22 protein-coding genes are annotated in these 26,441 nt (G+C 39.3%); 20 read left to right on the top strand and 2 right to left on the bottom strand.

Going from position 1 to position 26,441, the window contains the following annotated elements:
- Window positions 1-5 precede the first annotated feature (5 nt).
- The 10 genes from CC204_RS16120 to CC204_RS16165 all read left to right on the top strand — a co-directional run bounded on the left by CC204_RS16120 (window position 6) and on the right by CC204_RS16165 (window position 10,314).
- Window positions 6-620, top strand: a complete 615-nt coding sequence (locus CC204_RS16120) for a nitroreductase family protein (protein WP_088271100.1) — start codon at window positions 6-8, stop codon at window positions 618-620.
- A 72-nt stretch (window positions 621-692) separates the two neighbouring features.
- On the top strand, window positions 693-1,748 hold the full coding sequence (locus CC204_RS16125; protein ID WP_188634492.1) for a FecCD family ABC transporter permease: 1,056 nt from the start codon (window positions 693-695) through the stop codon (window positions 1,746-1,748).
- Between the two features lie 3 nt (window positions 1,749-1,751).
- Window positions 1,752-2,516, top strand: a complete 765-nt coding sequence (locus CC204_RS16130) for an ABC transporter ATP-binding protein (RefSeq protein ID WP_088271102.1) — start codon at window positions 1,752-1,754, stop codon at window positions 2,514-2,516.
- 40 nt (window positions 2,517-2,556) lie between these two features.
- Complete coding sequence (locus CC204_RS16135) at window positions 2,557-3,567, top strand: ABC transporter substrate-binding protein (RefSeq protein ID WP_088271103.1); 1,011 nt, start codon at window positions 2,557-2,559, stop codon at window positions 3,565-3,567.
- Window positions 3,568-4,078: 511 nt separating this feature from the next.
- The gene (locus tag CC204_RS16140) at window positions 4,079-5,017 is read left to right on the top strand and encodes a phosphate/phosphite/phosphonate ABC transporter substrate-binding protein (RefSeq protein WP_373285323.1); all 939 of its coding nucleotides are present in this window, start codon (window positions 4,079-4,081) and stop codon (window positions 5,015-5,017) included.
- A 200-nt stretch (window positions 5,018-5,217) separates the two neighbouring features.
- Window positions 5,218-5,985: a phosphonate ABC transporter ATP-binding protein gene (phnC, locus tag CC204_RS16145; RefSeq protein ID WP_088271104.1), complete on the top strand. Its 768-nt coding sequence runs from the start codon at window positions 5,218-5,220 to the stop codon at window positions 5,983-5,985.
- A complete protein-coding gene (gene phnE / locus CC204_RS16150) occupies window positions 5,982-6,761 on the top strand; it encodes a phosphonate ABC transporter, permease protein PhnE (RefSeq protein WP_088271105.1) in 780 nt (259 codons plus the stop codon). The genes phnC and phnE (CC204_RS16150) overlap by 4 nt, the downstream gene beginning before the upstream one ends.
- Entirely contained in the window at window positions 6,761-7,540 is a 780-nt protein-coding gene (gene phnE, locus CC204_RS16155; protein WP_088271106.1) for a phosphonate ABC transporter, permease protein PhnE, read from the top strand. The genes phnE (CC204_RS16150) and phnE (CC204_RS16155) overlap by 1 nt, the downstream gene beginning before the upstream one ends.
- 16 nt (window positions 7,541-7,556) lie before the next feature.
- Window positions 7,557-8,747: a metallophosphoesterase gene (locus CC204_RS16160; protein ID WP_088271107.1), complete on the top strand. Its 1,191-nt coding sequence runs from the start codon at window positions 7,557-7,559 to the stop codon at window positions 8,745-8,747.
- A gap of 37 nt (window positions 8,748-8,784) precedes the next feature.
- Complete coding sequence (locus CC204_RS16165) at window positions 8,785-10,314, top strand: bifunctional metallophosphatase/5'-nucleotidase (protein ID WP_088271108.1); 1,530 nt, start codon at window positions 8,785-8,787, stop codon at window positions 10,312-10,314.
- Between the two features lie 93 nt (window positions 10,315-10,407).
- On the opposite strand, the gene CC204_RS16170 is transcribed toward CC204_RS16165, so the two are convergent.
- Both CC204_RS16170 and CC204_RS16175 read right to left on the bottom strand, forming a co-directional pair.
- Entirely contained in the window at window positions 10,408-10,920 is a 513-nt protein-coding gene (locus CC204_RS16170; RefSeq protein WP_088271109.1) for a LysM peptidoglycan-binding domain-containing protein, read from the bottom strand.
- Window positions 10,921-11,155: 235 nt separating this feature from the next.
- Complete coding sequence (locus tag CC204_RS16175) at window positions 11,156-12,316, bottom strand: ROK family transcriptional regulator (protein WP_088271110.1); 1,161 nt, start codon at window positions 12,314-12,316, stop codon at window positions 11,156-11,158.
- Window positions 12,317-12,453: 137 nt separating this feature from the next.
- Between CC204_RS16175 and xylA the strand changes: the two genes are divergently transcribed.
- The 10 genes from xylA (at window position 12,454) to cls (ending at window position 26,440) form a co-directional block, all read left to right on the top strand.
- Entirely contained in the window at window positions 12,454-13,761 is a 1,308-nt protein-coding gene (gene xylA, locus CC204_RS16180; protein ID WP_088271111.1) for a xylose isomerase, read from the top strand.
- Between the two features lie 21 nt (window positions 13,762-13,782).
- Window positions 13,783-15,069, top strand: coding sequence for an ABC transporter substrate-binding protein (locus tag CC204_RS16185; RefSeq protein ID WP_088271112.1), 1,287 nt, complete (start codon window positions 13,783-13,785; stop codon window positions 15,067-15,069).
- Between the two features lie 79 nt (window positions 15,070-15,148).
- Window positions 15,149-16,012, top strand: a complete 864-nt coding sequence (locus CC204_RS16190) for a carbohydrate ABC transporter permease (RefSeq protein WP_088271113.1) — start codon at window positions 15,149-15,151, stop codon at window positions 16,010-16,012.
- The gene (locus CC204_RS16195; protein WP_088271114.1) at window positions 16,009-16,833 is read left to right on the top strand and encodes a carbohydrate ABC transporter permease; all 825 of its coding nucleotides are present in this window, start codon (window positions 16,009-16,011) and stop codon (window positions 16,831-16,833) included. Before CC204_RS16190 ends, CC204_RS16195 begins: the two co-directional genes overlap by 4 nt.
- Window positions 16,834-17,064: 231 nt before the next feature.
- Window positions 17,065-19,350: an alpha-xylosidase gene (gene yicI, locus CC204_RS16200; protein ID WP_088271115.1), complete on the top strand. Its 2,286-nt coding sequence runs from the start codon at window positions 17,065-17,067 to the stop codon at window positions 19,348-19,350.
- A gap of 16 nt (window positions 19,351-19,366) precedes the next feature.
- Window positions 19,367-20,803, top strand: a complete 1,437-nt coding sequence (locus tag CC204_RS16205; RefSeq protein ID WP_088271116.1) for a glycoside hydrolase family 1 protein — start codon at window positions 19,367-19,369, stop codon at window positions 20,801-20,803.
- Window positions 20,804-20,897: 94 nt separating this feature from the next.
- The gene (gene xylB / locus CC204_RS16210; protein WP_088271117.1) at window positions 20,898-22,385 is read left to right on the top strand and encodes a xylulokinase; all 1,488 of its coding nucleotides are present in this window, start codon (window positions 20,898-20,900) and stop codon (window positions 22,383-22,385) included.
- A gap of 20 nt (window positions 22,386-22,405) precedes the next feature.
- The gene (locus CC204_RS16215; protein ID WP_088271118.1) at window positions 22,406-23,272 is read left to right on the top strand and encodes an ROK family protein; all 867 of its coding nucleotides are present in this window, start codon (window positions 22,406-22,408) and stop codon (window positions 23,270-23,272) included.
- A 141-nt stretch (window positions 23,273-23,413) separates the two neighbouring features.
- The gene (locus tag CC204_RS16220) at window positions 23,414-24,745 is read left to right on the top strand and encodes a dihydrolipoyl dehydrogenase family protein (RefSeq protein WP_088271119.1); all 1,332 of its coding nucleotides are present in this window, start codon (window positions 23,414-23,416) and stop codon (window positions 24,743-24,745) included.
- Window positions 24,746-24,943: 198 nt separating this feature from the next.
- Window positions 24,944-26,440 (top strand): cardiolipin synthase, encoded by a 1,497-nt coding sequence (cls, locus tag CC204_RS16225; protein ID WP_088271745.1) that lies wholly within the window; start codon window positions 24,944-24,946, stop codon window positions 26,438-26,440.
- The last annotated feature ends 1 nt before the right edge of the window (window position 26,441 follow it).

The following is a 26,441-nucleotide window of genomic DNA, read 5'->3' on the forward strand; positions in this document are numbered from 1 at the left end:
AGAAGATGGTCAGTGAGTCTATTGAACAGATAATTAAGGAACGCCGGACGGTTCGGGCAGTATCCGATCAGTCGGTTTCCATTGAGGATATTCAAGCATTATTAGAAGTTGCCAGTTATGCCCCCTTTCATTCGAAGGAAGAGCCATGGTCGGTAGTAATTGTTGCAGGACAGGATGAACGTAGATTATTTGTGGAAAAAATCATGGATAGTTATGAACGGTTGAATATTTGGGCCCGATATGATCAGCAACATTTGGCAGCATCTAAAAAAAGGACGGAGGAATACTATTTAAGTGTCCCTGTAACATTGATCGTGACAGCCCCTGTTCATGAAAAGAGAAAAGCGAATTTAGAGGCGATCAGTGCCGTATCAGCATTTATTCAAAATTTTCAGTTAGCCGCTTGGTCTCGAAACGTTGGTGTTACCTGGCGTACAGTACCGATCATTTTTGATGATGTTTTTAAACAGGAGCTAGGCATTGGAAGTGATCGGCAAATTATCGGTTTATTAGATATAAGCATGATCGACGAAATAGTTAAATTACCAACGGCCAAAAGAAAAGCAGTTGAACAATGGGCAGTTCGTTTATCGGAAAAATTATCAGAAAATAAAGAATAATAAGTAGTGGTTTAGCTATCTAGGAGGCGCATTTTTTTGCAGGCAATCAAAGCAACAGAAGACAAAGTGAAGATGAAAACACAACAGTATTATCCTCTAGTTCTCATTGGATTGATCGTTGCTATTTTCATTTCGGTCATCTATTCCCTGCTTAACGGACAAGCAGACATTTCTGTGGAGGATATCATTCAAATTTTAGTAACAAAAATATCTGGCGGCAGGTTTGGCTCATTGGATGGCGTTGCCAGTAATTCAGCAGTCAATATTATCTGGTTCGTTAGAACACCCCGCGTGATCTTAGCCGTTTTTGTCGGGATGGGATTAGCTGTAACGGGTACAGTCATGCAGGCGGTTGTGCAGAACCCTTTAGCAGATCCTTATATCTTAGGGATTTCATCAGGAGCTTCGCTTGGCGCGACCTTTGCGATTTTGATCGGTTTTGGGACTGCTAGTGTCTTTTCACAATTTGGCTTGGCGTTTGGTGCGTTTGTTGGTGCGATGGCCGCGGCTTTCGGAGTCTTGATCTTGTCTGGAATCGGTGGTCGGATAACTTCTGTGAAATTGGTGTTGTCGGGTTCTGTGATCGGTGCCCTTTGCAGTTCTATTTCTAGTTTTATTGTGTATCTTGCGAATAATGCAGAAGGAATGAAGACAGTCACATTTTGGGCGATGGGCAGCTTAGCTTCTGCAAGCTGGAATAAGCTGGGTGTACTTTCAATTACAGTAGTCGTGATCACAGTCTTCTTTTTATTTCAGCATCGTATCTTGAATGTGATGTTGCTAGGAGATGAAGCGGCCATCACATTAGGTGTTCCGCTGAGCAAATACCGTCAATTTTATTTGATGCTTGCGGCATTATTGACCGGCGTAATTGTTGCGTATTCAGGAATGATTGGTTTTGTTGGCTTGATCATTCCCCATATCGTACGGGGATTGACAGGCTCTGATCATAAACGGTTATTACCGACAGCAGCCTTTGCGGGCTCTCTTTTTATGATCTGGGCGGATTTACTTTCAAGAGTCTTGCTTGATAGTGTAGAGCTGCCGATCGGGATCATCACGTCGGTGATCGGCGCCCCATTATTTATCTATATTATTGTTAAAAAAGGCTATAATTTCGGAGGCTGAGCAATGGAATTAAATGTGAAAGATTTAGCAATTACAATCGGACAAGAAGCAATCGTCAAAAGTATTTCTTTCCAAACGCAAAAGGAGCAGTTTGTCGGGATCATTGGCGCCAACGGCTGTGGAAAGTCTACGATGCTTAAAGGAATTTATAAAGGAATCAAGCCTCAGGCAGGACAGGTTTTCCTAGATGATCTAGATCTTTTGTCAGCTTCTGAAAAAAAAGTAGCGCAGCGCTTAGGTGTGGTCAACCAATTCAATGAATTGAATTTTGATTTAACGGTTTTTCAGATGGTGCTTTTAGGACGGACGCCGCATAAAAAATTGCTTGAATCAGATACACAAGCAGATCTTGAGATCGTCAACGATGCTTTGGCAAAAACCAATTTGACGACCTATGCGAATCGTAGTTTTCTATCCTTATCTGGTGGGGAAAAACAGCGAGTCATTTTAGCACGGACGATCGCACAGCAACCCAAGTATATGATTTTAGACGAGCCAACGAATCACTTAGATATTCGCTATCAGTTGGAGATCTTGTCTTGCGTGAAAAATTTAGGGATCGGTGTATTGGCTGCACTGCATGATTTAGAGCTAGCTGCACATTATTGTGATTATATTTATGCGATGAAGGCAGGAAAAATCATTGCAGAAGGGCAACCAGAAGAGTTGTTTACAGAAGCGCTGATCGAAGAAATCTATGGAGTAAAATGTACGGTTTATACAAATCCGGTCACACAACGTTTAGGCTTTGCGTATTCGCTGGATTAAGAGGATCAAATAAAAATAAAGTAAAGAGGTAGCGAAAAAAATGAAAAAAGCAGTAATGATTAGTTTATTGAGTTTAGCCATTGTTACGGGCTGTACATCAAAAGAGCAGCAATCAAGTAATAAAGAAACAAGTACTGGCTATCCAGTCACTGTCCAAAATTTCACTAGAGCTGAAGGGGCTGAAAGCTGGCAAGAGAAAGAGCAGACATTTGATAAGGTGCCAGAAAAAGTATTGGCGAATACACGTCCTGCAGCAGAGTTACTACTGCATTTAGGCTTAAAAGATAAGATTGCCGGAGTTGGTGCTGTTTTTGGTGCACCAGATACTGCTGTTGAGAAAGACTTTGATCAGTTGAATCAGTTATCTGAGGATTATATCGGCAAAGAAATGGCGTTAAGTGTTGATCCGGATCTTGTTTATGGTCGCGGTGGTCTCTTTGATAATCAGGATTGGGGTGTTGGAACCGTTGATAGTTTGAACGAAATGGGGATAAATACGTTTGTTCTAAATTCATCAGTGACCGGCGGAACATTTGATTCGGTCTATGATGATATCGATAATTTAGGTAAAGTATTCAATGTTGCCGACAAAGCAGATGCATTTAAAAATGAACTAAAAGAACGTCAGAAAACACTTGAAACAAAGCTTGAAAAAATCAAAGATGATCGTACTTTTGCCTACATTCATACGACTGATCCAAATGAATTATATGTTTACCCGGCACATAACGAGACATTTTTCAATGATATTTTTACCATGGTCAAACTGGATAATGTCTTTAAGGATGAAAAAGGAGAAGTCAGTGTTGAAAAACTGATTGAAACAGATCCAGATGTCCTTATTTTAGCAGACTGGAGTTCAACCAAAGATGGAATGACCGGTGAGAAAATGCTGGAAGGCATCATGAACAACGCCAAACTGTCAAGCATGCAGGCAATCAAAAATAAACAAGTGTATACAATGGATTATAATTATATGTTTGGATATGGGTATCAATCCTTAGATGGAATTGAAAAACTAGCAGATGAAATGTATCCAGAAAACGAATAAGTTCAATAAGAAACTAAAAAGCAATCAACGCTGAGTAATCGCTTGATTGCTTTTTTAGTAAGATCACAGACTTGAAAAAATAAAAATAGTGAGCTAACTCGTTTCATTCTCCTAAGTAATGGCGCTAAAAAGCGGGACAAACATCAAAAAAATTCTGATGTTGTTCCGCTTTTATTGTCAGAATTTTTTTGAAATGAGGAGAATGTTCGTGTTTTCAGAAAAAAAGAAGAGAACTAAATAAACAAAAAAATGAAAAAGAAGGCTAGAATATTATCGGATTTATGCTATACTAAATTTAGTTTTGGACAAGCATTTCATGAGAGAAACAGTGAAAATTACTGAAAATAACATTTGCTGTAGTCCATGACAAATGAATGATGATTGCGAAGTAGGGATTGAAAATTTACACAATATTTACATCGTTATTATCATAAGTTTACATCATTAAACTAGAATGAATATAGCTAAAATAGAAAAAACATTCGTTTTAGCTATGCCAAGATGCGAGAGGATGGAAAGAGTGAAAAAGAGAACGAAATTGTTAGGGTTATTATCAGTGATTGGTTTAAGTGTTGGTTTGCTTACAGGCTGCGGTTCATCAGGCGATAAAAAAGCTGCGGACGATACCAAACCATTGGAACTACAATTTGTACCGACAAATAACGATGGCTCAATGGAAGCCAAAGCGAAACCTTTCGCAAAATACTTATCAGACAAATTAGGTCGCGAGGTCAATGTTACTTTAGCAACAGATTATTCAACCATTGTTGAAGCGATGGCTTCCGGTAAAGTCGATATCGGGATCATGCCGCCGTCAGCATATGTTCAGGCGCGTAATCAAAAAGCAGCAACAGCGATTTTATCTTCTGAATTAGGTGCGTATAACCGTGAAACAGGCAAGCCGGAAGAGGACAAATTATCCGGTACGTTCAAGGGAGAAATTTTGGTTAGAGCAGATAGTGGGATTGATTCATTGAAAGATTTGAAAGGTAAAAAAATCGCTACCTTGAGTCCAAACTCAGCAAGCGGCTATATCTACCCTGTCGTTGAGATGAAAGAAGCTGGGATCGATCCAACGAAAGACGTTACTTTGACAACAGTCAATGATATCCCAAGTGAAATCACAGCTGTTTTGAACGGCCAGCAGGATGCTTGTTTTGTGTTTGAAGGAGCTCGTAATGTATTTGCTTCAAAATTTGAAAAAGATGATCTATTCAAAGAGTTGAAAGTCCTTTACTTAACTGAAGGGGACATTCCGAATGACGCGATCGCGGTTCAGCCAAACATGGATAAAGATCTTCAGGCAAAAGTCAAAGAAACGTTCTTAGCAATGTCCGCAGACGAAGAAGGTTCTGAAGCGATGGCAATGTGGGGACACAAAGGCTATGTAGAAGCAGATGATAAAAACTACGATACCGTTGAAGAATATACGGAAAAAGCAGCGGAGTAAATTGAGTGTACCTGAAAGAGTAAGTATCAAGAGAATGAGATAAAAGCTATAGAAGTTAGGCGTTCTGTTATCGTTTATTGTATAATAAGCCCCCTGCTTCTGCTTTTTCTTGCTATTTTTTGAGTTTGGAGCGTGCACAAAAGTTTGTATGTACTTTTGGTCTACGCTCTTTTCTATTTTTTATATTAAAAGGAGAAATCATGATTCAGTTTGAAAATGTTACAAAAACCTATAGCAACGGTGTTAAGGGATTGAAAAATATCAATTTAACGATCAATGATGGCGAGTTTGTTTCTGTTATTGGCTTAAGTGGAGCTGGAAAGAGTACATTGCTTCGTTCGATCAATCGTTTGAATGAAATCACAGAAGGAAATATCCTGATCGATGGGACATCGATCACAAAGGCCAATAAGCGAAACCTAAGAAAAATAAGAAGAAACATCGGTATGATTTTTCAGCATTTTAACTTAGTTAAGAAAAGTTCCGTGCAAAAAAACGTTATTTCTGGACGCTTAGGCTATTATTCGACATTCAAAAGTATTTTCGGGATCTTTTCAGCAGATGATTATGCGCTGGTAGAAGATGCTTTAGGACGTGTTGGTTTGGCCGATAAGTTACATTCAAGAAGTGATGAGCTTAGTGGTGGACAACAGCAGCGAGTGTCGATCGCTCGGACATTAGTGCAGCAAGCATCGATCATTTTAGCCGATGAACCTGTGGCGTCTCTTGATCCGATCACTACGCAAAAAATCATGAAAGATTTGAAGAAAATCAATCAAGAATTGAATCATACAGTTGTGATCAATCTTCACTCAGTTGATTTGGCGCGTGAATTTTCAAGTCGGATCATTGGATTGCGGGATGGTGAGGTCGTGTTTGATGGAACTGCTGCTGAGGCAACTGATGAAATACTTACGAGCATCTATGGTGCGGATATTTTGAAACAAACTGAAGGTGTACAAGAATGAAGCTGAAAGATACGATCCATCGAAATTTGTATAAGCACTTATTTATTTTAGCTTTAGTCTTGATTTGTGTGTATTCTAGTGCTCGTGTCACGGGGGCTCAAATGGCAGATGTTTTCAATAATCTGGATCAAATGGGGCTTTTCCTGCAGCGATTTCTTCGTCCGGACTGGAGTTATATTCCAAAGCTTGTTGAACCTATGTTGAAAACGATCAAAATGTCCGTTGTAGGAACGACGATCGGTGTGGTTTTTGCGGTTCCATTTGCTTTTCTAGCAACAACAGTTGTTACTAGAAATTTCTTTTTTACAACGATTATCCGTTTTTTGATGAGTATTGTTCGGACGATCCCCAATCTTTTACTAGCGGCGCTGTTTGTTGCGATGTTTGGGATCGGAGAGTTTACAGGTGTACTGACGATAGCAGTCTTTACTTTTGGGATGGTTTCTCAATTAGTCTATGAGGCGATCGAGACGATCGATCATGGTCCGATCGAAGCGGCTGAATCAGTTGGTGCAACTAAAACGCAGGTTGCTTTTTGGTCGATTGCACCGCAGATCACACATCAGATCGCCAGCTATTCATTGTATGCTTTTGAAGTGAATATTCGTGCGTCAACGATCCTTGGGTATGTTGGTGCAGGAGGAATCGGTGTGATTTTGAATTCCTCATTAAGTTTGATGCGTTATGACCGTGTATCAATCATCATTTTATCTATTTTAGTCGTTGTGATCACGATCGACTGGATCAGTGAAATCATCAGAAAGAGGTTGGTGTAATGAGCATAAATAGAAAAGTAAAACGCTATATGCCGATCCTGATTGTCTTGGCGATCATTCTTTATTCTGCGGCAGGTATTGACTATTCAGAAGCAGGAAATATGTCATTTGATATGGTGAAATCAGTTTTAACGGGATTGTTTCAGCCAGATTGGGCGTATGTATATGATGGCAGCGGTGAAGATTTAGTGAGCTTGATGCTTTTGACAATCGGTATCGCCTTTTTAGGAACGGTGATCGCTACGATTTTGGCTTTGCCATTGACATTTATCAGTGCACATAATTTGTGGAAATCGAATACGATCATTTCTAAAATCGGGAAGTTTATCTGTAATGTTCTTCGAGCATTTCCAGAACTGGTTTATGCGATCATCTTCGTAAAAATGGTGGGACCGGGTCCTTTTGCGGGTGTTTTAGCGATCGGTGTCCACCAAATTGGAATGTTGGGTAAATTATATACAGAAGAAATCGAATCGATGGATGAAGCGCCTGTAGAATCGATGACAGCGGTTGGCGCCAATTTCTGGCAAACCATGTTTTATGCACGCTTGCCGCAATTGATTCCGACGTTTCTATCATTAGCATTGAATCATTTTGAAATAGCTGTACGTAGTGCAGCGACACTTGGATTGGTTGGTGCTGGTGGGATCGGTGCGCCAATGATTTTTGCGATTCAATCAAGAGCGTGGGATAAAGTTGGGATCATTTTGTTCGGCATCATTATTACGGTCTTTCTGATCGATGCAGTGACTGGATATTTACGCAAAAAATTACAATGATTCGTGAGGATAGAAAATGACTGAATTAACCATTTTAGGTACAACAGACATCCACGGTTTTCTGACAGAGGCTGAAAGTGAGAGCGGAATTTGCTCTCTTTCAGCAATTGCTGAAAATTTTGACGCCCCCATTTTGATCGATAATGGGGATTTTTTAGTAGGGAGTCCACAAACGACTTTTTTTAATACCACAAAAACGATTTCTCCATTGATCGAGTTGGCTAACAAAGTTGGCTATGATGTAATGGTGCCGGGAAATCATGATTTTGATTATGGACTTGAATTTTTGATCCGTCAGGCAGCAGCTTTTAAAGGAAAGTATGTATGTGCCAATGTATTGGATTTAGAAGATCGTTTGGTTTTTGATCCGTACGCAATTTTGGAACGCGGACAGTTAAAAATTGGTGTGATTGGTGTCATAACAAGTGCTATGCCTCAAATTTCAGATTATGACCAAATAAAGGAATTAAAATTCCTAGATGTCATCGAAACGCTAAACAAATGGGTGCCGATCGTACGAGAAAAAGTTGATGTGCTCATCGTTAGTTATCATGGCGGAATCGAACGTGATATGATGACTGGTGCATCAACACAGTATGATACAGGTGAGGACCAAACGTATCGTATCATTAATGAAATCAGTGGGATCGACGGCCTGATATGCGGGCATCAACATCGAAGCAATGCAGGGATCACGAATGATACAGCATTTGTTCAGCCTGGCTATCGCGGCAATTATGTTGGAGGATTATCGTTTTCTGTTCAACATCGTCAAATCATCAAAAAGCAGGCACAATTGATCACCACTCGAGAATATCCGCCAGCAGAGTACAAAGTATATGATGAAAAAGCCTATCAGCTTTGGTTGCAGCAAAAAGTAAATCTAGATGAACTAGATCGCTATTTAAGAAAGAAGGTACCGAATACCTTTTACTCTATTAAATTGCAGGATGAAACAATTGGCGGATTTTTACAAAGCTTTAAGCCGCCGTATACATTATCTACTTATCATATCTCAAAAGAAGAGCTGAAAGACTATTTACAGCATGAAGAAATTTGCGGTATAGCCGATAATGAAGGACAAATTGAGCCGGAACAACAGGACTATCGCATCACAGCTAATACAGCAATATTTCCAAAGTATCGTTTAGAAACAAATTATATTTACAATGTTTTCGACGAATATCTTTCATTTATCAGTCAATAACTGAAAGAATCAAAAGCTGTTTGAAAGGAGAAGACTCGTGAAACAACAAATGAAGATTTATTATACCTCTGACGTCCATGGCTATTTGTTCCCTACAAATTACGCGGATACAGAAGATCGCCCGATGGGATTATTAAAATGTATTCCTGATTTTCAAAAGGATGAAAATACCTTGATCATTGATGGTGGAGACATGTTGCAAGGCTCAGCACTAGCGTCCTATTGTCAAGCACATCCCGAAGAAGGATTTCCACAAGCGACGGTTTTAAATCAGGCAGGCTATGATTTTGTGACGTTAGGAAATCACGATGTCAATTTTGGCACAGATTATTTATATCACTATTTAGAACAATTGAATGCCGAGTGTCTCTGCGAAAATATACTTGATCGAAAAAACCAAAGTAAAAAATACCCGTGGACAGTTAAAACATTAGCAAACGGCATGAAAATTGGGATCGTAGGTGTGGTTACGGATTATATCAATGTCTGGGAAAAAGAAGAGAATATCGAGGATATTTTGATCACTGATCCTTTTGAAGCAGCAAAAAATGCATTAGCTGAAATGAAAGAACAAGCACTCGATTTGACGATTTGCGTCTACCATGGTGGTTTTGAGCGTGATGTAAAGTCGGGGAAACAATTATCGGCAACGACTGAGAATATCGGCTATAAAATCTGTGAACAGCTCGATTTTGATCTTTTATTAACTGGTCATCAGCATCTGTTGATCGAAGGTCAGTTTTTACATGGAACCTATATTGTTCAGCCTTCTGCTAATGCATTAAATTATGCAGCAATCACCGTTGAAAAAACAGAAAGTACCTTAGCGATAGCATCAACTGTCGGCAAACCAAGTGGCCAGCCTCAAGCAGAGACTGTTGAACGGTTACAGCCTGTGGAACAAAAAGTCCAACAATGGCTGGATGAATCGATCGGGTCACTGGATAAAGAAGCTTTAGCAGATGAAAAATTAGAAATAGCCATTCATGGCAGTCCAGTTGTTGAGCTGATTGGCGCTGTTCAACGTCAAGCCAGTCAGGCACAGATCACGGTAGTTTCTTTAGCGAATACATCACCAGGATTTCATCAGGAAGTAACGATGCGTGATGTTATTGCGACGTATCCTTACACCAATCATTTGATCACGTTGAAAATCACAGGAGCACAATTAAAGCAGGTGATAGAAAAAAATGCAGATTATTTTGCTTTAGACGAACAAAATCACGCAATTATCTCACCAACCTATTTATATCCTAAAATTGAACATTACCATTATGATTTTTTTGTTGGAGTAGAATATGAAATCGATCTTTGTCAAAAAGCGGGAGAACGCTTAGTTGTTCTAACTTATCAAGGAACCCCTGTTGAAGATCATGAGGAGTTTACGATTTCATTGAGTGATTATCGAGCAAGCGGAGGCGGTGGTTTTTCGACGTATCAGGACTGTCCGGTTGTTGACGAAGGGGCAAAAGAAATCGTTGAGTTGATCGTGGAATACATTCGTTCTTCAGAAAAAATAGTAGTACCCAATCAATTGAAGTATAAAATTAGTTGTTCCTGTTCATGATCAAGGTTTCAAAAAAGAACAAGTAAACCAAAAAAAACACAAAAGGCTCTGGCCTTTTGTGTTTTTTTATTGTCATAGAATTATGTAGGAAAACTATTGTAATGAAAGTACCTGCCCGATGTAGACAGTTGCATCAGTTAGATTATTTTTAGCCATCAAATCTTGAAGAGAAATGTTATTTTTTTCAGCAATTACAGAAAGTGTATCACCTGATTGAACGGTATACGTCGTTGCAGCAGGTTCAGCAACATGAGTAGTCGTTTCAGATGAGGGTGTTGTCTGATCTGCAGTGTGTGTGGAATCTACTGTTGTTGAACTTGATTGCTCTGTTTGGCTTTCTTGAGTTGAGCTTGGTCGTGTCAAAACATTCTGTTCTGTTTCTTCAGAGACAGGTGTCTGTTTGTTTGTTTCTTGATCAAGCTGACTGACTTTCTTTTCAATGTTATTGAATCGTTCTTCATTTTTGGTATTTTCCTGCATATTCATAAACAGCAAACTACCTAGCGCCAGCGTATTGATGAATAATAATAAAATAACAATAATCATCCACGATTTTGGTGTGGAAGCTGGTCGTGTTTGTTTGCGTCGAGAGTATTCTTCTTCCAAGTTATTTTCATTCCTTTCGTCATCTGATTAAATTGAAAAGCCTAAAATAAAGTAATAATAGTATATCATACAATTAGGGTAGGCTCAAAGTAGATTTTTTAAACGAATGAAATAGCTGAAAAAAAGTATTCGATCAATAAAATAAAAAAACATATTATTGTAAAAAAATGCAAATTATTTTGAAATATAATTTTGTGTTGGATGCTTTTGTTTATTATTATTATATATTCGTTTTTTATCCCTGACTATTTCGTGAATGAAATTTCAATTCTCTGATATTTAAGAAATTTTGACAACATAAAGCAATCCCGCCGTAAAGAGTAGCTTGGCTGCCTAAGGCACTATTTTGAATCAGTACTTTACGGGCGATTCTACTGGTTAAATGATTCTCGACGACAGAAAGTAGAGCAGGACTGTTGCGGTAAATAGAACTATTGATCACCACTACCTCTGGGTCGTAAACAGCGATGATATTATTGATTCCGACACTTAGTAAAAAAGCATTCATGTTTAGTTCTTGTAGCGTTTCTTCATCAGCTTGATCAAGCAATCTTTTAACGATAGCGGAATCTACATAATCTAGCTTCTTAACTTTGGCTAATGTTTCATATAAAACGGAGTTTGAAGCATATTGCTCTAGACAGCCGTGATTACCGCAAGGGCATTTTTTTCCATTGGGATATAAGATAGAATGACCGATTTCACCAGCTTCCCCATATTGTCCTTTACGTAAAATTCCATGGTCGACGATCCCTGCGCCAATACCACTATGGATGCTTAAACTGACTAGTGTTTTAGAATCCAAAGAAAAAACATATTCACCCAATGAAGCAAGGTTCGCTTCATTTTCTATAAAAATCGGGTAATCATAACGGGCCGTTAATTCTTGGTAAAGATCGACTGTATCTAAATCATAATAGGGCGTAAAAACAATCGAATTTTCATTGACGATTCCATGAACTGCTGTGCATAAACCAACGATCTCTACGTTTGCTTTGATAGATAACTCCTCGATTGCTTGTTCTAATAAAGGCATGACTGTTTTAGCATCAACAGTGATTCGTTTCTTTTGTAAAGATAAAATTTCTGTTCCGTCAAGATAGGCAAGTGAGCCCTTTAAATAATCGATACCGATATCAAAGGATAAAATCGCAGCTGCCTTTGGATTGAATTGGAGCATAATTGGTTTACGCCCGCCTTGTATACTGGCAGAGCCGATACCTGTTTCAAAGATCAAACCATCATCCAACAGTGTTTTGGTGATAGAAGAGACTGATGCTTTGTTTAATCCAGTCAGAGTTGATAGCTCTGCTCGGGAGATATTTTCATGATCGATGATGCCTTTTAAGACAAGTGATTCATTTTGTTCACGTATTTTGTATTTATTTACAACCATATGTCCACCTCTTTATTGATTATCATAATTTTTTTGAAAGCGCTTGACAAGTAATTTCGAATGTTTTATATTCTTTATGTAAGTTAGTTTAACTTACTAACCAACTAGAAGCAAGTCATTTATTGGGAGGAATTTGAATGAATTATTTTCCACAGGTAGAAAAAGTTGTATATGAAGGTCCTAAAACAGAGAATATGTTTGCTTTCCGTCATTACAATGCGGATGAAGTGATTCTTGGGAAAACAATGAAAGAACAGTTACGCTTTGCTGTTGCTTACTGGCATACGATGACACAAGATGGGGCTGATCCATTTGGTAAGCCAGTCAATATTCGAACATGGGAAACAAGTGATCCAATGGAAACGGCGAAAAATAGAGTAGAGGCGTTTTTTGAACTCTTGGTTAAGCTGGATGTAGAGTATTTTTGCTTTCATGATGTCGACATTGCGCCTACAGGAAATTCATTAGAAGAATTTTTCGCCAATATTGATGAAATCACAGATTTGATTCAAGTGAAAATGAATGAAACCGGTATCAAATTATTGTGGAATACAGCGAATATGTTTTCTGATCCTCGTTATACGAATGGTGCGGCTTCTTCAAATAATGCTGAGGTGTTTGCTTATGCTGCAGCACAAGTGAAAAAAGGCTTGGACATCAGTAAAAAACTTGGTGGTGAAAATTATGTATTTTGGGGCGGACGTGAAGGCTATGAGTCGCTATTAAATACAGATATGAAGCTGGAACAAGAGAATATTGCCCGTTTATTCAAGATGGCAGTCGCTTATACCAAAGAAATAAACCATCAAGTTCAATTCTTGATCGAACCAAAACCAAAAGAGCCAACGAAACATCAATACGATTTTGATGCAGCTACAGCGATGGCCTTTTTACAAAAATATGATCTGACAAACGACTTTAAATTGAATTTAGAAGCCAATCATGCGACGTTGGCTGGCCACACCTTTGAACATGAGTTAACTGTTGCCCGTTGTTATGAAGCGCTTGGTTCGATCGATGCCAATCAGGGAGACATGTTATTAGGTTGGGATACAGATGAATTTCCAACGAATATTTATGATACAACTTTAGCGATGTACGAAATTTTAGAAAATGGCGGTATTGCACCTGGCGGCATCAATTTTGATTCGAAGGTTCGTCGTTCATCGTTTGAAATGGAGGATTTATTATTAGCTCATATCGCAGGGATGGATACTTTTGCCCGCGGCTTGAAAGCAGCAGCGAAATTGAAAGAAGATCGCTTCTTCGATGATTTGAAAGAACAACGGTATGCGTCTTATCGATCAGGGATCGGCGCAAAAATTCTTGGTGATCAGGAAACACTAGAAAGTTTAACAGAATATGCACTGACACATGATGATGTTCGTTTAGAGTCTAGTCACTTGGAGTATGTAAAATCACGTTTGAACGACTATTTAGTCTAAAATAAGAAGGAGCGAGATAAAATGAAACGTAGTAAACTTATTCTTTCAGCAACAGTTGTAGCGGCAGTAGGTTTATTGTTAGGTGCGTGTGGAAATGGCGGCGGCAGTGCAAGTTCAAAAGATACGACAACAGTGGATGTCTTCAATATCAAAGTCGAAACAAAAGATCAGTTGGATGAATTAGCTAAGAAATATGAAGAAAGCCATGACGGAGTCAAGATCAATGTAACAACCGTGGGCGGCGGACAAGATGCGAATGCAGCATTACAGTCTAAGTTTTCTTCCGGCGATGAGCCAAGTGTGTTCCTTTTAGGTGGTTTAGCAGACGTAGAAAAATGGGGCGATAGCCTAGCGGATTTAAGCGATACGAAATTAGCAAAAACAGCGATTGAAGGAACTTTAGATGGTGCGACAAAAGATGGCAAAGTTTATGGTTTACCAATGAATATTGAAGGTTTCGGCTTATTGATCAATAAAGAGTTGTTTAAAAAAGCAGGCGTCGATGTTGAAGGTATCAAATCATACCAAGATTTTGAAAAAGCTGTAAAAACGTTAGACAGCAAAAAAGAGGACCTAGGAATGAAAGCGGTTTTTGGCTTTAGTGCGAAGGAATTTTGGGTAGTCAGCCAATACAGCGCTCATTTTACGTCACCAGAATTTGATGATAATTTACAAAAAATCTACGATGCGAAAACGATCGATTTTAAATATGGGGATCAATTCAAAAAATACACAGATTTGATCAATAAATACAACGTACAACCGATTTTATCGTTAGACTACAGCACATCAGTTGAAGAAGATTTCGCTAATGATCAAGTAGCGATCGTCCATCAAGGAAACTGGATCGTGCCAACATTGAACAGTTTAGATCCAGAATTTACTCAAGACAAATTAGGAATTTTGCCATTGTACGTAAAAGACGATACCGATGGAAAAATCGCAGCTGGTGCTCCTTGGTATTGGGGTGTGAATAAAAACAAAGATGAGAAAGTCGTAGAAGCAAGTAAGGATTTCTTGGAATGGCTGTATACCGATAAAGATGCAATGAAAGTTGTAACGGATGAAATGGAATTTATTCCGGCATACACAAACTTCTCATCTGATGCGATCAGTGATCCGACCTCAAAACAAATTTTTGATTATCTATCAGATGGAAAAGTTGTTCCTTGGGCGCATAATCAATACCCTGACGGATTTTCTCAAACACAGTTTTATCCTGAGTTCCAAAAATATTTGAATGGAGATATCAGCTGGGACGAAGTGCTGACGAAAGGCAAAGAAGCTTGGGCGTCTGATCGTAAATAATCGATGTTTCGATAGGAGATGACAGAAACGGTGATAAAAGTTTCTGTCAAACTCTTATCATTTAAGGAGGGAAATCGTTGTGAACAATAAATCAAAATCCTTTTGGTTCTTTTTGGCGCCTAGTCTGATTGGGATGGCAGTTGTTTTATTTATACCTTTGATCACAGGTGCCTACTATTCAATGACTGACTGGAATGGGATCAAAGTGGATCAGTTTCTAGGCTTAGATAATTATATTCGGGCGTTTCAGGATGAACGTTTTCTTAGCAGTATTTGGTTTACGACGAAGTTTTCTGTCGTTGCTATTCTGTTGGTCAATGTGATTGGGCTTGGCTTGGCGCTATTAGTGACGCAAAAAGCGGATAAATTGAATAACCTGTTTCGAACGGTTTTCTTTATGCCTAATTTGATCGGTGGGATCATTTTAGGGTTCATCTGGCAGTTTATTTTTATCAAAGCATTTTCTGCTATTGGGGATGCGACAGGGATCGAGTTTTTCAAAGGCTGGCTATCGACGACGAATACAGGTTTTTGGGGTCTGGTCATTTTATTCGTTTGGCAAATGAGTGGTTATATTATGATCATCTATATTTCATTCATCAATAATATTCCAGATGAGATGATCGAAGCAGCAGAAATCGATGGGGCAACAGCGTGGCAAACATTTTGGAAAATCAAGTTTCCAATGCTGGCACCTGCCTTTACCGTTAGCTTGTTTTTGACGCTATCGAATGCGTTTAAAATTTATGACCAAAACTTAGCATTAACAGCAGGTGGTCCATTTGATTCGACGCAAATGGTGGCAATGAATATCGTCAATGAAGCCTTTGCGGTGAGAAATATGGGTTATGCGCAAGCGAAAGCCGTGATCTTCTTGGTTATCATCGCTGTGATTTCAGTCGTTCAAATCAGTATTACTAGAAAGCGGGAGGTTGACCTATGAGAAAGCAAAAACAAAGAAAAGCACTCTGGATCAAGCTTCTTGGGATTGGTTTGACACTTTTATGGCTGTATCCGTTTTATTTGATCGTTGTCAATTCATTCAAAACAAAATCTGAGATTTTTAAGAATACATTGAGTGTGCCGCAGAATTTTACAACAGAAAATTATCCAGTCGCTTTTGAAAAGCTGGATTTCTTTAGAAGTGCCTTCAATTCAATTTTGATTACAGGTATTTCATTGTTTGTGATCGTCGTTTGTACCTCTATGGCTGCTTATGCGTTGTCTCGAAATAAAAGCAAGTTGAGTAATACCTTGTATTTTGTGATTGCGATTGGGTTATTGATCCCCTTTCAAGCAATTATGATCCCTTTGGTTTCTTTCTTTGGAAAGGCCAATATGCTGAACCGTCCGGGACTTGTGATCATGTATCTTGGATTAGCCAGCAGTATGGCGATTTTTCTGTACTTTGGGGCTTTAAGAAGCATACCGCAGTCATTGGATGAAGCAGCAACGATCGACGGTGCTTCAAAGTTTCAAATTTATTGGTATATCATCTTGCCATTATTAAAGCCAACGACTGTCACAGTTATCGTGTTGAATGCGATCTGGTTTTGGAATGATTACTTACTTCCTTCTTTGGTGATCAATAAAGAAGGCATGTACACTATCCCGCTGAAGATGTTTTATTTCTTCGGGCAATATTCAAAACAATGGCATTTAGCTCTGGCGGCGCTGTTTATTGCGATTATTCCGATCATCATTCTTTACGTGTTCCTGCAAAAGTATATCATCAAAGGAATTTCGGATGGTGCGGTGAAGTAAAACGGAACGTTGTTACCTATGAATTATCCAGCTGCACAGGCTAGCTCTTTGGAAAAAAGATAACTATTGAGTGAGATAAAGAGCATCTCAATCAATAGTTCCTATTTGCTGAGAATCACAACGAAAGTAATGAGTTGATGATGAACAGTACAAGACTTTCGTAGAAAGTGTTGATCATTTTTTACTCAGAGCAGGACGAGCCTGTTCCGCTTTTATAGTCAGGAGGAAATTATGAAGTTTACAGATGGTTATTGGATGACAAAAGAGGGGTTTACGATCCAGTCCCCTAAAGAAGTTTTTTCTTATCAGAAAAATCAGGATTCTGTCGTTTTATATGCACCTTATAAGAAAATTGAACGGCGTGGTGATACGCTCAATTTAGGAATGAGCACGATTACATTATCAAGCCCTCAAACAGATATGATTTCAGTAAAAATCGTTCATCATGATAAAAATGATCTAGGGCCGAATTTTGAGCTAACGAAGACTGAGGTTCAGCCGATTATTGAAGAAACAGCGGAACAGCTATCTTTTACTGCGGGAAAACTAAAAACGACTGTTGCTTTGGCGGACAAATTTCAGTTGCGTTTCTTTGGTGATGAACAATTATTAACTGAATCAAAATTTGGCGCTCAAGGGGAAATTACACATGTCAGTGGGAAACATTTTATGCGAGAGCAGCTTTCTTTAGGGATCGATGAACAGCTTTATGGTTTAGGTGAACGTTTTACACCATTTATCAAAAATGGCCAAACCGTTGATAGTTGGAACGAAGATGGTGGAACGGGCAGTGAGCAGGCCTATAAAAATATTCCTTTTTATCTAAGCAGCAATGGCTATGGTGTGTTCGTCAACCATCCCGAAAAAGTTTCATTTGAAATGGCTTCTGAGAATGTTTCAAGGGCACAATTCAGTGTGGAAGGTGAAGCGCTGGAGTATATCGTCATTTATGGACCAACACCAAAAGAAATCTTGGAAAAATACACCAACTTGACGGGGAAACCAGCCTTGCCGCCAGCATGGTCCTTTGGTCTATGGTTATCCACTTCATTTACAACAGATTATAGTGAAGAAACAGTCATGACCTTCATTGATGGCATGTTGGAAAGAGACATTCCGTTGGAAGTATTCCATTTTGATTGTTTTTGGATGAAGGCTTTTGAATGGTGTAATTTTAAGTGGGATGAAGACTTGTTCCCGGATCCTAAAGGTATGCTTCAGCGTATCCATGACAAAGGTATCAAAGTTTGTGTGTGGATCAATCCGTATATTGGGCAAAAATCGCCGTTGTTTGAGGAAGGCAGGAAAAATGGGTATTTCTTAAAGCAAGAAGATGGCAATGTTTGGCAATGGGATATGTGGCAGGCTGGTCAAGGAATCGTTGATTTTACGAATCCAGAAGCAGTGAAGTGGTATCAAGGTTATTTAGCTGAATTGCTGGATATGGGTGTAGATAGTTTTAAAACAGACTTCGGCGAACGGATCCCGACAGATGCCGTTTATTTTGACGGCTCGGATCCGAACAAAGCACACAATTATTACAGTTATTTATACAACGAAGCCGTCTTCTCGCTTTTAGAAGAAAAGCGTGGGAAAAATGAAGCGGTGCTGTTTGCCCGTTCTGGAACCGTTGGGTCTCAAAAATTCCCGGTCCACTGGGGAGGCGATAATTTATCCGAATATGTATCGATGACAGAAACCTTAAGAGGCGGGTTGTCCTTCTTATTATCAGGATTTGGTTTTTGGAGCCATGATATTGGCGGATTCGAAGAAAATGCGTCGGCAGATATTTACAAACGCTGGACACAATTCGGTCTACTTTCAACTCACAGTCGTTACCACGGCAATATCGAATACAGGGTTCCTTGGAATTATGATGAAGAAGCGGTGGAAGTTACTAGAAAATTCACGAAACTTAAGGTTCAACTGATGCCATATCTTTACCAACAAGCTGTTTACACGGCAACAACTGGTGTACCGATGATGCGTCCTGTTTTTATGGAGTACCCAAAAGACCGCAACAGCTACTTTGTAGATAAACAATATTTCTTAGGTGATAACTTGCTGGTAGCACCTGTCTTCACAGAAACGGGTGACGTTTCGTATTATTTACCAGAAGGTAGATGGACTCAGCTGCTAGATCACTCATTCAAGGCAATCGATCGCAACGGTCAGTGGCAAAGCGAACGGCATGATTATTTAAGTCTGCCTGTTTGGGTCAAAGAAAATACAATTTTAGTCACGGCAAAAAATGAGCATCCAAGTGTGGTTTATGACTACAATCAAGATTTGGCCATTCATTGTTATCAATTATCAAATGGCGTTCACGAACAACTTATTGTAAATAGTAGTGGAAATCCTCTTGCTAAGATTATAATAGAGAAGGATAATAAACATGTGGTGATTCGTACCGAAGGTTTGGTCGGAGAAAATGACGTGTACATCCACGAAAATGAGCGTGTGATCAAAGATCGATTAACAGAAACGAAACAAATGATCGAGATCAGCGCAAACTAAAACTGGAGGCAATAAGATGGAACATAAACAACTGGATCAGTTTCCAACGAATTTTTTATGGGGATCAGCTTCTGCTGCTTATCAAGTAGAAGGTGCTTGGCAAGAAGACGGCAAAGGTGTTTCTGTCTGGGATGAGTTTGTACGGATTCCTGGAAAAACGTTTAAAGGAACCAATGGTGATGTAGCTGTCGATCATTATCATCGCTACAAAGAAGATGTTGCTTTGATGAAAGAACAAGGCTTGAAAGCCTATCGCTTTTCAGTTGCTTGGACACGGATTTTTCCAAACGGACGCGGTGAGATCAACCAGAAAGGGCTGCAGTTTTATATCGATTTAGTCGATGAACTGATCGATAATCAAATCGAACCGGTATTGACTTTGTATCATTGGGACTTGCCTCAAGCACTTCAAGATGAGTATCAAGGCTGGGAATCAAGAAAAATCGTAGAAGACTTTACGAATTATGCAGCGACTTTGTTTGAAGCATTACGCGGGAAAGTAAAATACTGGGTCAGTTTAAATGAGCAAAATATTTTTATCAGCCATGGCTATTTAATGGCGTCACATCCGCCAGCAGTCAGTGATCCAAAACGGATGTATCAAGCCAACCACTATGCGAACCTTGCCAATGCTGCGGTCATCAAAAAGTTCCATGAGATGGATATGCCGGGACAAATCGGTCCAAGTTTTGCTTATGGTCCAAACTATGCTCTAGATAGCGATCCTAAAAATGTGTTGGCCGCTGAAGATGCAGAAGATTTAAATGCTCATTTTTGGATGGATGTTTACTTATTCGGAAAATATCCGATCGCTGCAATGAAAATGTTGAAGGAACAAGGTCTGGCGCCAACGATGGAAGCCGGAGACGAAGAATTGTTAGCAGCAGGGAAACCAGACTTTTTAGGGATCAATTACTATCAAACGAATACAGTCGTGTTTAATCCTCTTGATGGTGTCGGCATGGGCAAAATGAATACGACAGGAGAGAAAGGTTCCACGGAAGAATCTGGGTTGCCTGGTGTCTTCAAACGCGTTGAAAATCCTTTTGTTGAACGGACGAACTGGGATTGGGAAATCGATCCAGAAGGGTTGCGGATCGGACTAAGAAGAATTGCCAGTCGCTATCGGATTCCTGTATTGATCACTGAAAACGGTCTTGGTGAATATGATAAGCTGACCGAAGACAAAGAAATCCATGATGATTACCGGATCGATTATTTGAACAGCCATGTGCATGCGATCAAAGAAGCAATCACTGACGGCGTAGAAGTTCTAGGCTACTGCACGTGGTCTTATACAGATCTTTTGAGCTGGTTGAATGGCTACCAAAAGCGCTATGGTTTTGTGTACGTTGAACAAGATGAAAACCAAAATGGCACACTGAATCGTTATAAAAAAGACAGCTTTTACTGGTATCAAAAAGTGATCAGTGAAAATGGTGCGAATGTTTAAAGTGTATGTAAGAAAGGCTGGAGCAATTTTTTCATTTGTTCCAGCCATTTTTAAAATGAAAATGTAACCGTTATTACAAAATGAGGTGAATAAAATGTCCTATGTAATTGGTATCGATTTAGGAACTGGCTCAGTCAAGGGCCTGGTGGTAAATCAAGCAGGTAAGGTAGTTTTAGAAGCTGCCGAAAATTATCCGTTATATCATCCAGAAAAAGGCTATAGTGAACAAGATCCAGCAGATTGGCTGAATGGAACCAAGCAAGTATTGAAGCGATTGATCAAAAAAATGCCAGAGCTAAAAGAACAGTTGGAGGGCATCAGCTTTTCCGGTCAAATGCATAGTTTGGTATTGCTGGATCATAACGATCAGCCTTTGAGAAACGCTATTTTATGGAATGATGTACGTACGACAAAGCAATGTGAAGAAATCACTGAAATCTTGGGAGAACAATTGCTTGTAAAAACGAAAAATTTAGCCTTAGAAGGGTTTACCTTACCTAAACTGCTTTGGGTCAAAGAGCATGAACCTGATCTTTGGACGCAGGCAGCGCATTTCCTTTTGCCGAAAGATTATGTCGCTTTTTGGCTGACAGGAAATAAGCAGATGGAGCTTTCTGATGCAGCTGGGACTTTATTATTGAATGTGATGGATCAAAAATGGGATCTTGAGATAGCAGATGCTTTTGGAATTACTCATGAATTGCTGCCGACACTCGTTTCTTCAATCGATAAAGTAGGCACGATAAACAAATCTTTATGTGAAGAGTTAGGAATCAAAAACAGTGTCGAGGTCTTTGCTGGTGGAGCTGATAACGCATGCGCGGCTCTCGGTGCGGGAATCATCAATCAAGAGCGGGGGTTATGCAGTATTGGTACTTCTGGTGTTTTTTTAGCATACGAGGGAATAGAGGAACAACAATATCAGGGCAAACTGCATTTCTTCAATCACGTGATCCCAAAGGCTTATTATTCAATGGGCGTCACTCTGGCTGCTGGTCAAAGCTTGACTTGGTTTAAAGAAACCTTTGCAAAAGAAAGGTCGTTTGACGATCTGCTTCACGGAGCAAGGAAAAGTCCTATTGGTGCAAATGGCTTATTATTTACACCTTATATCATGGGCGAACGTACGCCTCATGTAGATAGTCAAATCAGAGGGAGCTTTATCGGGATCGATGCGAGCCAAGAAATCACCGATTTTACCAGAGCGGTTTTAGAAGGAATTACTTTTTCTCTAAGAGATGCCCAAGTGTTGATGGAAACCGTTGCAGGGAAGCGATTTAAAGAAATTGTTTCGGTTGGCGGCGGGGCTAAAAGTGATCTTTGGATGCAAATACAAGCTGATATTTTTAATACGAAAATCGTGACATTAAAAACAGAGCAAGGTCCAGGTTTGGGCGCAGCCATGCTCGCTGCTGTGGGATGCGGCTGGTTCAAAACAGTGGAAGAATGTGCAGCAACGTTCGTCGATTATGACAGAGAATATTTCCCAGATGAAAAAGCAGCAATGCAATACGAAAAAATCTACCACTTATATGCGCAAGTCTATCCGCAAACGAGAGAGTTGTGTCATCAATTAAAATAAATCGGTTTGGAGTTGAAACGATGAATCTATTAGCTTTTGATATTGGGGGAAGTTCAGTTAAATACGGACTGTGGAAAAATGAAAAGCTCACCGAACAGGATAGTTTCCCTTTACCTAAAGACTGGACTGAAATGAAACAGACCTTCAAACAAATTTTTGACCAAAAAAACCAAGCAGGAACTCTTTCAGGCGTCGCTTTCAGTGCACCTGGTGTCGTTGATGATAAAAAGGGTGAAATTCGTGGAGTGAGCGCCGTACCATACATTCATCATTTTCCAATTAGTGAAGAGTTAGAAACGTTATTTGGAGTACCCGTTTCAATGGAAAATGACGCTAATTGTGCCGCATTAGCGGAAGTATGGCAGGGAGCGGCTAAGGATACGGCTGATTCGATTTTCTTTGTGATCGGCACAGGAATTGGTGGAGCAGTGATCATTGATCGAAAACTGTTTAAAGGCAGAAATCTATTTGGCGGCGAATTTGGCTATATGGCGCTGAATGAATCTTCTTCATTAAGTGAGTTAGGCAGCTCAGTGAAAATCGTCAAAAAGTACAATTTGATCAATGGCACCCAAATAGATGGTAAAGAGCTATTTGAGCGGGCGGAAAAAGAAGATCCATTAGCCGTCCAATTAGTCGAGCAGTTTTATGCAGCGATCGCAAGAGGCATCTATAATCTACTAGTTTGCTTTGACTCGGGAAGGGTCGTCTTAGGCGGCGGAGTCTCTAAAAATGAACAGCTACTGCCGAATATCCAAAGACATTTAACGCGTATTTTATTGGAACATGCAGTGACAGATATGGACTACGAGTTGGTTACTTGTGAATTTGGGAATGATGCAAATTTGATTGGTGCGGTCTATCATTTTATGGAAAATAATGCGTAGTGAATGGAAATGTTTGAACAGTGTTCGCACTGCTCAAACGTTTTTTGTTAAAGAGTCTTTACTGTGCGGTCGTTTCCTCCTTTGATATAATTGAATTGTGAAGTCCTTAGGGATATCGAATGGAACAAAGGAGGAATCAGTATGGAAAAATTTGATATAATCATCATCGGTAGTGGTCCTGGCGGAATGGCAGCTGCGTATGATCTAGCGGCTAGCGGTAAAAAGATTGCTGTTGTTGAAGCTGATCTTTGGGGTGGCACATGTCCTAACCGGGGATGTGATCCAAAGAAAGTATTGTATGGGGCAATAGAAGCGCAAGATGCCGTTCAACAGCTTGAACATCATGTTTTTTCTACCGTGCCTAAAATCAACTGGCGTGAATTGATGGCTTACAAAGAAACCTTTACTCAGCATGTTCCAACTGAACAAAAAGCTGGCTTGGATAGTGTAGGTATTCAAACGATTTACGGACAGGCTGTTTTTAAAGATGAGCACACCATTACTGTGGCACAACAGGAATATCAAGCAGATAGCTTCATCATAGCAACAGGTCAAAGACCAGCTATTCTATCGATTCCCGGCAAGGAATATTTTGAGACAAGTACTGAATTTCTCAGTATGGAGGAATTACCTGAGACAATGATTTTTGTCGGAGGCGGGTATATTTCTTTGGAGTTGGCAAATATCGCGAACAGCTGTGGGGCGGAGGTTCATTTGCTGCATCATAATGATCATCCATTGAAAGGCTTTGATGCAGAGTTGACCAAGGAATTGATCGAACAATTAAGTGCTCGGGGAATTCACTTTCATCTAAATGAATCTGCTGAAAAAATCGTCAAGCAGGAGAAAAAATACAGTGTAACCTTGACAAGTGGCGGAGAATTACTTGTTGATCGTGTCTTTTGTGCGGTCGGAAGAATACCAAATGTAGAGAATTTAGGATTAGAAAAAATTGGAGTAAATTATAGTCGAAAGGGAATTATCGTAAATGACTATTTGCAGACGAGTGTTAAAAATATTTATGCATTAGGAGACTGTTTAGAAAAATCACTCCCTAAATTAACACCCGTTTCAAGTTTTGAAGGCAGTTATTTAGCGGATTTGATTGGAAAAAATAAACAAGAGCCTATTGAGTATCCGACTATACCAACCATTATTTTCAGCTCGCCTAAACTTGCTCAAGTTGGTTTGACAAATGAAGAAAAACTAGATGCTGAAAACTATGAGGTACAAAAGTTAGATCTGTCACAATGGTTTACATATAAACGCATCAATGAGCCGCTGGTTAAAGCTACGATCGTAACCGAAAAAGCGACAGGAATGTTAGTAGGAGCATCTGTTTTAGGCAATGAGGCCGATCAATTGATCAATCTTTTCACTATCATGATCAATCAAAAATTACCAGCAGAACAAATCGATCGATTGATTATGCTCTATCCAACGGTGGGCAGTGATCTAGGGTATTTGTATTAATGGCAAAAAGAGTCCAGAACAAAAACTAGAAAGCCGTTTTGTTTTGGGCTCTACTTCTTGATAGACGACTTTTGTCTCAGCACCTTTTTAGATAGAAAATCAATTGTCTATGAATTATCGTTATGCTTTATTTTTAGTGTTTACTACCTTTATAATATATAGGGATCGTAAAAAATGTTGAAAAGTAGAGGAAATGATATGAATCAAACGATACGGCAATTTGGTGTTTTATTAGCAGTACTGATTATTGGAATAGGAATACTGTTTCTTCTTTTTCCTCAAGTGATGCTTGTTTTTCTTATGTTTTTTGAAATTATTGCTATTATATTGAGTATTTATATTTTATTTAAACGGACAGATGTGACGAGTATTAAGGTTGCTTGGATACTTACACTGTATTGCCTACCGATAGTTGGTATATTTTTGTATCTTTTTTTTGGTCGAAGCCAGTTGAAAAGCACAGCGATCCAAAAAAAAGAACAGCAATATCTACATGAATATGTTCAAACCCTTCAGACAAATTATACTAGTCCGACAAGCATGCTAAAGATCAAAAATGAACGCTTAACTGAGAAGAGAGTGCTCGGAGGCAATCGTTTTGATATCCTAACAGATGGTGAGGCGACATTTGATGCCATTTTTACCGCTATCGAAGAAGCAAAAGAGCATATCCATTTGTTTTATTTCATCATCAAAGAAGATGAGTTGGCTGAAAAATTGAAGAAATCTTTGATCAAAAAAGCCGGTGAAGGTGTACAGGTTCGTTTTGCGGTGGATGGCTTAGGGTCGTTGAAATTGTCTGATGCCTATTTAAACGCATTACGAGAAGCGAACGTAGAGGTATGTATTTTTAATCCGATCCGTACCTTCTATCACCTATTTAGAGCCAATTGGCGCAATCACCGGAAAGTGATCGTGATCGATGGACGGATAGGTTTCACTGGTGGCTTGAATATTGGAAATGAATACTTAGGTCTGACTGAAAAATTTTCATCTTGGCGAGATACACATATAAGGCTACAAGGGCCAGTAGTCACACAACTACAGGAAACGTTTCTTTATGACTGGCTGTATATGAAAAATAAAATTGGGAGTGCCAGTGAATTTTTATCTAAACAGTATTTTCCAAACGAGAGAGCGGGTAATGATGAGGGTCAGGTGATTTATGGTGGACCTTATGATCAGGAACGGATGATCCGTGATGTATTTTTTAATATGATCGACTCAGCAACCGCTAAGATATCGATTGCCAGTCCGTATTTTGTTCCAGATGATGAGATGCTGGCTTTGTTAAGAAGAGTTGCCCGGAATGGGATCGAGGTAGAAATCTTGATTCCGGGAAAAGGAGACCGGAAGCTTTCGTATTATGGAAATGATTTTTATTTAGAAACATTGATCAGTGCAGGGATCAAGGTATATAAGTATGACAATACAGCCTTTTTACATTGTAAAGTGATGATTATCGATGAAAAGATCGCGACTGTTGGTTCTACGAATTTTGATATTCGCAGCTTTGATATCAATCATGAGGTTTCTGTTATTTTATACAATGGAAAAGGGGTAAAAAAATTGGCAGAGGATTATCGGAGGGATGTGCAGAAAGCTACTGAGATCACTGACGTAGATCTTGCTGAAAGAAGCCGCTGGAAAAAAATCAAAGGCAGAGTCTGCGGTCTTTTTGCACCGCTTTTATAAT

This window comes from Enterococcus wangshanyuanii (assembly GCF_002197645.1).
Lineage (GTDB): Bacteria > Bacillota > Bacilli > Lactobacillales > Enterococcaceae > Enterococcus_L > Enterococcus_L wangshanyuanii.